General features: G+C 42.6%; 8 protein-coding genes. 2 read left to right on the forward strand and 6 right to left on the reverse strand.

Annotation, left to right across the window (positions count from 1 at the left end; genetic code table 11):
- Nucleotides 1-150: 150 nt before the first annotated feature.
- From HYS07_09100 to HYS07_09115, 4 genes are all read right to left on the reverse strand, one after another.
- Nucleotides 151-708 (reverse strand): prepilin-type N-terminal cleavage/methylation domain-containing protein, encoded by a 558-nt coding sequence (locus HYS07_09100; GenBank protein ID MBI1871334.1) that lies wholly within the window; start codon nt 706-708, stop codon nt 151-153.
- A gap of 14 nt (nt 709-722) precedes the next feature.
- A complete protein-coding gene (locus HYS07_09105) occupies nt 723-1,238 on the reverse strand; it encodes a type II secretion system protein (GenBank protein MBI1871335.1) in 516 nt (171 codons plus the stop codon).
- A 179-nt stretch (nt 1,239-1,417) separates the two neighbouring features.
- Nucleotides 1,418-1,930: a prepilin-type N-terminal cleavage/methylation domain-containing protein gene (locus HYS07_09110; GenBank protein ID MBI1871336.1), complete on the reverse strand. Its 513-nt coding sequence runs from the start codon at nt 1,928-1,930 to the stop codon at nt 1,418-1,420.
- Between the two features lie 30 nt (nt 1,931-1,960).
- Nucleotides 1,961-2,401, reverse strand: coding sequence for a type II secretion system protein (locus HYS07_09115; protein MBI1871337.1), 441 nt, complete (start codon nt 2,399-2,401; stop codon nt 1,961-1,963).
- A gap of 316 nt (nt 2,402-2,717) precedes the next feature.
- Here HYS07_09115 and HYS07_09120 point away from each other — a divergent pair, with 316 nt between their 5' ends.
- Entirely contained in the window at nt 2,718-3,794 is a 1,077-nt protein-coding gene (locus tag HYS07_09120) for a matrixin family metalloprotease (GenBank protein ID MBI1871338.1), read from the forward strand.
- A gap of 87 nt (nt 3,795-3,881) precedes the next feature.
- On the opposite strand, the gene HYS07_09125 is transcribed toward HYS07_09120, so the two are convergent.
- Nucleotides 3,882-6,473: a hypothetical protein gene (locus tag HYS07_09125; GenBank protein ID MBI1871339.1), complete on the reverse strand. Its 2,592-nt coding sequence runs from the start codon at nt 6,471-6,473 to the stop codon at nt 3,882-3,884.
- A gap of 250 nt (nt 6,474-6,723) precedes the next feature.
- Complete coding sequence (locus tag HYS07_09130) at nt 6,724-7,017, reverse strand: hypothetical protein (protein MBI1871340.1); 294 nt, start codon at nt 7,015-7,017, stop codon at nt 6,724-6,726.
- A gap of 404 nt (nt 7,018-7,421) precedes the next feature.
- Between HYS07_09130 and HYS07_09135 the strand changes: the two genes are divergently transcribed.
- Complete coding sequence (locus HYS07_09135) at nt 7,422-8,681, forward strand: ATP-binding protein (protein MBI1871341.1); 1,260 nt, start codon at nt 7,422-7,424, stop codon at nt 8,679-8,681.
- Nucleotides 8,682-8,698 lie beyond the last annotated feature (17 nt).

Consider the following 8,698-nt stretch of genomic DNA (forward strand, 5'->3'; position numbering starts at 1 on the left):
CATAGCGATAAACTGGATATCAGAAATCCAAAAATCAAACATCAAAAATCAAAATGACAGATCAAAGATTAAAATATCTTTCAAGACAAAGACACAGATAAATTTTGAATTTTAGTTTGTCATTTTGATTTTTGGATTTTGATTTTTGATTTAAAAAAACAGGTCCCTTGGAAAAATTTGATCTCTAAACGTGTAAGACTCTTCATTCAGGGTCACTGTAAGATCAATACTGATGCAGTAAATATTTATTAAATTTAATACCGTCACAGGCGTTGCCAAAACGGTATTCGTTCGACTGGTGTAGGTCAATGTAAACGCTGTCACATGATCAACAAGAAGAACCCCGTTTCTTAGCAATTGACCACTGGATAAGGCATAAGTGATAGACTCTTGATAAGCATCCGTAAAAGTAAGGGTAGAAATATCGGCCTCAGTAATATTTCCCTTGTGTAATTCTCTGAATTCTCGTTCCATTCTCCAAATCCCAACTCTCCCTAATTCATGAACTTTTAATAGATTCTGAGCAGTCACATAAGCCCGAGTGACCATCCCCATGGGAATGGATACAAATCCAACAAGAATCACCACCAGAACGATGACCACAATGATTTCAATGAGAGTGAAGCCAAAACGTCGTGAGTCGTGAGTTGTGAGTCGTGAGCTAACTCCTAAACTTTTAAGATTTATAAATTTTTTATGATTCATCATAGAGTGCATCAAATTTATCTATTTGAAAATACATTCACTAACTGAACGGAATCGCTTCCCCCATTCCAAGTCACCGTCACCTGAATACGTTTATTGTTGGTAGGGCCCGTGACGGATGTATCTAAATCAGTCGAATTAACATAGATAACTTGAACAGAACGAGCAAATCCGCTAAAGGTTGTTAAGCTGACTCCTTGGGCATTCTGAGGAGGACTTTCTGATAAGCCATTATAATCATCTACATCATCGTAAGAAGTGCTAAGACCCGCAGTATATCGAGACTCTCCAGTATCCGGCCCAATGGTAGATGGAGAAGTCGTCGGCCCTTGCGATCTATTTTCATCCCATTTTTTAGAAGCAATTTCTTCCATTAAATCCTGAGCCAACTGAGTTGCCAAACTCCGGAGCCTAACTTCACTCAGGCTGCTCTTCCAATTCAAAAAATAATACATCACCCCTGGCATGGCGAGTGCCAGAATGCCAATAGCAACGACGATTTCGATGAGGGTTAATCCATTCTGTTTTTTCATAAACTCCATTATGAAAATCCAAAAATTAAACATCAAAAATCAAAATGACAAATCAAAAATCAAAATTTTTCACAAGACTAGACATAAGACACATTTTGGATTTTAATCTGTCATTTTGCATTTTGATTTTTGGATTTTAAATTTATTACAACTTCACCTAAAGATCCACTTTCTCTAATTCAACTCGATGCCGTATACCCCGTCTCTCTTGTCACCGTCACATTAATCGCTCCATTAAGAACAATCAAACCGTCAGATGTTAAAGCAGTCCCACTCCCATTATAGGGTTTACCTCGAGAATCAAAATAGAGGGTGGAGGTGCTTCCAATACTGGCACTTGATAGAGACACTTCAGAATAGACTCCGGTCCCATACTGGACCGTGTAGGTCCCTTGATTTACTGGATCGGTGAGAGGAGTTGAAGGAGTTCCTGAAAACAAAGTATACGCATTCGTCCCTACATTAAAATCGACACCGCAGCGGGTGGACGTGGACATCGCTAGCGCTTGAACATATTGAATATCCGAAACCAATTTTTGGGCAGCGAGAGGAGGTTGAAAAGAAGAAATTCCTCGACTCAGAGGAATCAGTGCAAGAAGGGCAATAACCGTTATAACGATCATAAGTTCAACAAGCGTAAAAGCGAACCCTCTCGAGTCTGTATCACTTTTGAATGATACAACCCTTCTCACCGTTAAACCCCTTTTTTAAACAGGAAAAAATCAGCAACCCGTCGTTGTCGTTGCAACTGTTCCAGCTGGATCTGTATAAGTTAAATTACAGTTCGTTACCGCTGTGGTGAAATTAAAAGTCGCTACACCCGCTGCATAAGTAGCGGTAAATCCATCCGTGCTTTGCAAGGCCGAAGTGATTCCGGCAGATGTTCCCACTGGCACCCCTGCATTGGCCCCAGTTCCTGATGTCACAGTAACAGAGGTTCCATCCATATCAACTGTAGTCGCAGAAGTATTTCCTACCGCTTTATACTTTGCCTTGGCCAGCGAAGTAGCAGAGAGAACGCTTCCCTTCAAACCGTTAATCGCTGCAACCCGAGCATCCGCAGTAACTGTAATAAACCTTGGAATGGCAAAAACAGCGAGAATTGCCAAAATGGTCAAAACAACAATAAGCTCGATGAGCGTAAAGCCTTTCTGACTTTTCATAGGGTGCCACCCCTTTCTAATTGATAGATCCATTCTAGCATCTCGGATCTACCTTGTCAAACCAGGAACTGCAAAAATAATTTTCACAACCTCTTTCCTATAAATAAGTTAAATCAATAATTTTCTCTCTAGTCAATCATACATATGCGCTACAAATCACAAGCTTTAACAAGCCTAGGGCACTCCCTCTCCTCTTACCCCTATTTTTCTTTCTTGTAAAATAATATTAAAACGTTCATGATCTGCTGGGGTTTGTAATTTCATCAAATTGGGTTTCGTTGTGTTTTTTAACGTTCATGTTTAAAAGGAGGTTTGTATGCGTAGAGGGTTAACAACTTTATTGTTGGCGTTTTTTTTAGGATTGGCTTTTTCTCTTCAGGCGCTTTATCTTTCGATTGATCCCCCTGAGCTTTGGGACTCATCCAGTGCCGTCATTATCGGAAAAGTCACAGATTCTCAAGTCCAGGAGGAAGGAACTGGCAATATTGCAACTTATTTTACGATTAGCCTTGAAAAGGTATTTAAAGGAAATATTTCAAAATATCTTTTGCTTCGCTTGCCTGGAGGTGAAATCAATGGTTTTGGTTTATCCGTCTCTGATATTCCTAAGTTGGTTAAAGGCGAACGCCTTCTTTTATTTTTAGGCGAAAATCCTGATCACTCCTTTTATATCTTAGGAGGTTTTCAAGGAAAAATTTCTCTTAAAAATGGAAATGCACTCGAGTGGAACATAACTGAAAAAGAATTGCTTCAGCGTCTTTCATTGGGCTCAGCGGGACTTGTGGGATTAGAATATAATCCTTCCGCCACAACCTCATATGGGATTTGTAAAGACTCTGTAACGGGTAATAAAATTTATTGGACGAGTGGTGCTCCTACGGGAGGTTGGACCATTAATGATAACGATCCGAGTGGTCTTTCCTCTCAACAGCTTCAGGATGCCTATAACGCATCTGCTAATGCATGGAATCAAGCTGGGGCATGTTTTTCATTCGGGTCAGTTACGAATATCATTTCGGATTCGAGTCTAACCTCCAAAAAACAGGATGGAGTGAATGTCCTCACTTTTGGTGTTCCTGAATCAGGAGCTTTTGCAACAACGTACTATTGGTACTATTCCTCGGGTCAACTGATTGAATGTGATACCGTTTTTGATAACACCCTTACCTGGGCTGTCCCTGGCTGTAATAACCGCTCAGCTTACGATCTACAAAATGTTGCCACTCATGAATTCGGTCATTGGTTATGTTTAAATGACCTTACCTCGCGATTAGATATACTCGAAACGATGTTTCTTTACGGGCTCCCCGGAGGATGTCAAAAGCAAACTCTCTATAGTGGTGACATTGCAGGAATTCAGGCAATTTATGGAGCTTGCAAGAAGAAAGATTAAGGAAGATATAGGGATTAAAACAAAGAAGCCGAACTTGTACCCCAAGTTCGGCTTCTTTGTTTTATTAAACAAGCTTCGTGTTTCCCGTTATACTGGAATAACAACACATCCAGCAAGAAGACCTCGACTACTCATAAAATAATACTGATTGCAGGTCAAGTAAATCGTCAATCCGCACGGAAACTGTACTAAGAAACCTGAGGCTGTCGACGGATAATAGCAGTAAGGATAGTAATAGTAAGGATAAGAATAGGTGCAGGTTTCACTGCTTGTTCCTGAGTCAGAATAAGTCGTGTTGTAAGTTGTATTATACGTCGTCGTTGTCGTTCCTGTATCAGATGTGGTTTCTGCTGAAGTTGATGTTGTCGTTGTTCCGGAGGAATCAGTGCTAGTGGTCGTTGACGTTGTGTCGGTTCCTGATGATGAGTCAGTACTCGTGGTTGTTTCACCTGATGAGCCTTCCGTAGTTTCAGAGGAATCAGTGCTAGTGGTCGTTGACGTTGTGTCGGTTCCTGATGATGAGTCAGTACTCGTGGTTGTTTCACCTGAAGAGCCTTCCGTAGTTTCAGAGGAATCAGTGCTGGTGGTCGTTGACGTTGTGTCGGTTCCTGATGATGAGTCAGTACTCGTGGTTGTTTCACCTGATGAGCCTTCCGTAGAAGAAGTTCCTGTGCTTGAAGAAGTTGTCACCTCTCCAGAATGAGTCACACCGGAATCAGACACGGTTGTTGATCCATTGTACGTTCCACTATAAGTTTCCCCTGTCGGAGTTGTGGCTGTTCCTGAAGCTGTGGTCGTATAAGTCCCTGTTTCAGGATTATAAGTGGTTGACCCTTCTGTACTGACAGATCCACCTTCAGAACCTGTTGTAGAACCCGAATGGGAAATACTGTCGTCTGTAACAGTAGTCGTTCCATCATGGGTTGCAGAATAAGTCTCTCCCTCTGGAGTTGTTGCTGTTCCAGATGCTGTAGTTGTATAAGTTCCCGTTTCAGAATCATAAGTGGTCGACCCTTCTGTACTTACAGATCCCCCATTAGGTCCCGTTGTTGTCCCAGAATGAGACCCTCCAGAAGAATTAGCCGTCGTGTAACCCGCATGCCCTGACGCGTAAGTGGTCCCATCAGCTGTTTGCATACCCGCTCCAGTCGTACCCGCATGATAGACTCCCTCACTCGTTAGAGCGGTGCCTCCAACATGTCCTGCAGCGTAGGTCGTCCCATCCGCAGTCGTAGCAACGCCACCCGTAGCTCCAGCATGATAAACACCACTATCAGTTGCAGCTGTAGCACCCGCATGGCCTGCCGCATAGGTCGTTCCACTGGCTGTTGTTCCGGTCACTCCAGCTGCTCCTGCATGATAGACACCACTATCTGTTACGGTGGTAGCACCCGCATGACCTGTTTGAAAACTCCCACCTGCAGCTGTCGTTCCTGAAGTTGTTCCTGCCTGATAATAAGTCCCTGTACTTTCATCATACCCTGCAACTCCACTTGAACTAACACTGCCTCCTTGAGACCCTGTGGCCGAAGCATTGTATTGACCCGTCTCACTGTTATAGGAACCCCCGTAATCAACACTCGCAGTTTCTCCAGACGCTGTCGTATGAGAAACTGTCCCTCCGGTACTGGTGGTACTCCCATCTGTTGTGGTTGAACCATCTACAGTGGTACTCCCTCCGGCTACATTCGTATGTGTGCCACCATAAGAGCCATCATCGGATGAAGTCGACCCCGAGGATGTATTACTTGAAGATGTGGTGCTACTTGACTCGGTCGTAGCGGAAGAAGTTCCAGTACTTCCGGAAGTAGACGTAGACTCAGAACCAGAGCCCGAAGATGAAGTTAATCCTGAAGATCCATCACTCGAAGAGGTTGTACCACTTGTCTCCGTTGTAGCAGAAGAGGTTCCACTGCCTTCTGAAGTTGCACTTTGTTGACTTTGATCCGACTCTTTTTGATTGCCAGAGGACTGATTATTTTGAGACTGTCCTTGAGATTGCTCTCCTCGAGAACCCGAAGAGCTTCCCTGACCAGAAGTGGTCCCTTGCTGATTTTGGTTTCTTCCTTGTTGAGACTGATTTTGGTTAGTCCCTTGCTGAGATTGGCCCCTTCCCTGTCGATTTTGATTTGCTCCTTGTTGGTTTTGTTGACCAAAGCCCTTCTGGTTCTGACCTTGTGATTGTCCTTGGCCTTTACCTTGTTGTCCCTGTTGGTTTCCAAATCGGCCTCCAGAATTCTGACCACTCTGAGAACCTCCTCCATTTCTAGAACCAGAGAAAGGTCCTCCACTGGATTGATTATTTCCCTTGCCTTGAGAAAAAGGACCGCCTCCTTGCCCCCCCGATTTTCCTCCTCCAAATCTAGACGAGCCACTGCCACTGCCCTTGTCACCCTTCTTAGAACCGCTTCCAAGGCTAGATGATTTACTACTCCCTCCACCTGATCCTCTGTTGGCAAAACCGCCACTTCCACCTTCAGAACTTCTATGACCACCTGAGCCTAAGCTTGTTCCACTAGAGCCTCCTCTACTTCCAAAATTTCCTCCGGAACCACCCCCAAAACTCTTTCCTCCACCACCTCCTCCACCTCCCCGTTTAGCTTGAGCAACATCGGAAATGCAAAAAATAAAAGAAACCAAGACCAGCGCTACCATTCCTTTAAAAAAAGAATTTCTCATCTTTGTATATCCCCTTTTCTGCCCCACCAATTCCAAAATTTTTTTAATATGTTTTTACCCTGCCTTATTACTTGTCGTTCAATTTAGAACGATTTTATATTTTACCTTACCACCCTACAAAACCGCAAGATAATACATTCCTACAAGCTAACATTTATCAATATCACATGATTCTTAAAAAAATCAAACACAAATGAACTTTGGGTTCGGTCAGTCCATGCAAAGTCCCATAAATGGGGCGACTGCAAATCTATGGCAAAGCCGTAATTGCTGTTACCTTTTCATTTGCAGAAAGTTGTAGTGAAGCATGAACAATATTCCAACTATAGAGATTAATTTCATCTTGAGTTTGATTCCCTGTATTCCAGGTGATCTGATCTTCGTAAACATATTCTCTAAGAACAACCTCATCGGTCAAGCTGTCAATTAATATATCCGGATGATAAGAGAATAAGGTCACATTCCCGCTTCCGTACGTAAAGTGAATAATCGTCGGCTGTCCATTCCCAATCCCTGCATTAATCGAAGTTCCTTCGGGTTTCACTGCGGTTGCCCAAACTTCATAATTACTCGGAAGAGAACTAAAATTAGTAAAGAACGGGCCTCCATTAATAAAAACATTTTAATGAATGAATTTTTCATATTTTCCTCTCTTTATTCAAAATTTTTATGCTTCAGAGAGTAGACGAAGGATAAGGCTGGAAGGTTACATGGATTTTTAATTAATTCATCTACCTGTATACCAATAAGTTATAAAAACTAATTATTAATTTTATAACTGTACTGCATAAAAAGTTGATTATTTATGCAGTACAGTTATAATAGTGCACACGATCCCACCACCTCCCGATCCCCGGAATGTGGATTAGATGGGGTGGATGCGTAAGGAGGAATTAGAGTGATAATTAAATTATATATCATTGGCTCGAGCCACAGGCAGGTGGTGGGATGAGAGAGATATTGCTTTCACAAAAAAAAGAACGGGACACCCTGCTCCAAAAACCAACCACCGCACGTGAATCGCTCATTCAAACGCGACAGACGATGGACAATCAACTCATCAAAGTCGTGATTGGACCGCGGCGCTCAGGAAAGTCCACATTCGCAATTCAGCTTCTTCGGGAGAAGAATTTCTCTTACATCAATTTTGATGATGAACGACTTCAAAACATCACGGACACAGATGATCTTCTTCAAAATATGATTGCTGTGTACGGACAAACTCCTTTCATTTTTTTTGACGAAATACAAAATCTACCTCGCTGGGAACTCCTGGTGAATCGTTTGCAACGGCAAGGGCTCCGCCTCATCATCACGGGTTCCAACTCGCAACTTTTGAGTGGTGAACTAGCGACTCATTTAACAGGGCGATATCTTGAACACACCCTCCTGCCCTTTTCGTTTGGAGAATTTCTTTCTGCAAAAAAAATTGATCCCAAACCGTTATCTCAAACAAAACAAGATCAAGGGGTTATTCTCAAACATCTGGATGACTTTTTTTTGCAAGGAGGATTCCCTGAGATTGTCGTTGATGGCATCAGCCCTTCACCTTACCTCAAAACCCTCTACGAAAACATTCTCTTCAAAGATATTGTGAAACGCTACAAGGTCCGTTTCATCAAGCAGCTCAGCGATCTGGGCAACTATTTGATGACCAATCATTGCGGTCACATGACCTACACAAGTCTGATGAAATTTTTGAACCTCAAAAGCGTTCACACACTTCAAAACTTTACCGAATACCTCTGCCGCACCTATTTGATTTTTTTGGTGAACCGCTTTTCCCCAACACTCAAGACACAGATCAAGAGTTCCAAAAAGGTTTACGGGTTTGACCAGGGAATGATCGGCGCCGTTAAATTTCAAAATTTTGACGATAGAACGAAGATCTTGGAAAATATTGTGGCCATTGAACTGGCTCGCAGAAAAAGTGAATTTTTTTACTATTTCACTCGTAACAATAAAGAGGTAGATTTCCTGGTTAAAAAAGGATTTGAAGCTGAACAGTTAATACAGGTTTGCTATGACCTCACCGTTCCCTCAACAAGACAACGAGAAATTCAAGCCTTAATAACCGCAAGCGAAGAGGTGGGGTGTAACGACCTGGTCATTCTCACAAGATCTCAAAAAGGAATCGAAACAGTGGAGAAAAAAGAAGTTCGTTTGATCCCTGTCTGGGAATGGTTGCTCTCGTCTCCTTCCCTGTAATTCCAATGATCCTTCGA

The sequence above is a fragment of the Chlamydiota bacterium genome, assembly GCA_016178055.1.
Lineage (GTDB): Bacteria > Auribacterota > JACPWU01 > JACPWU01 > JACPWU01 > JACOUC01.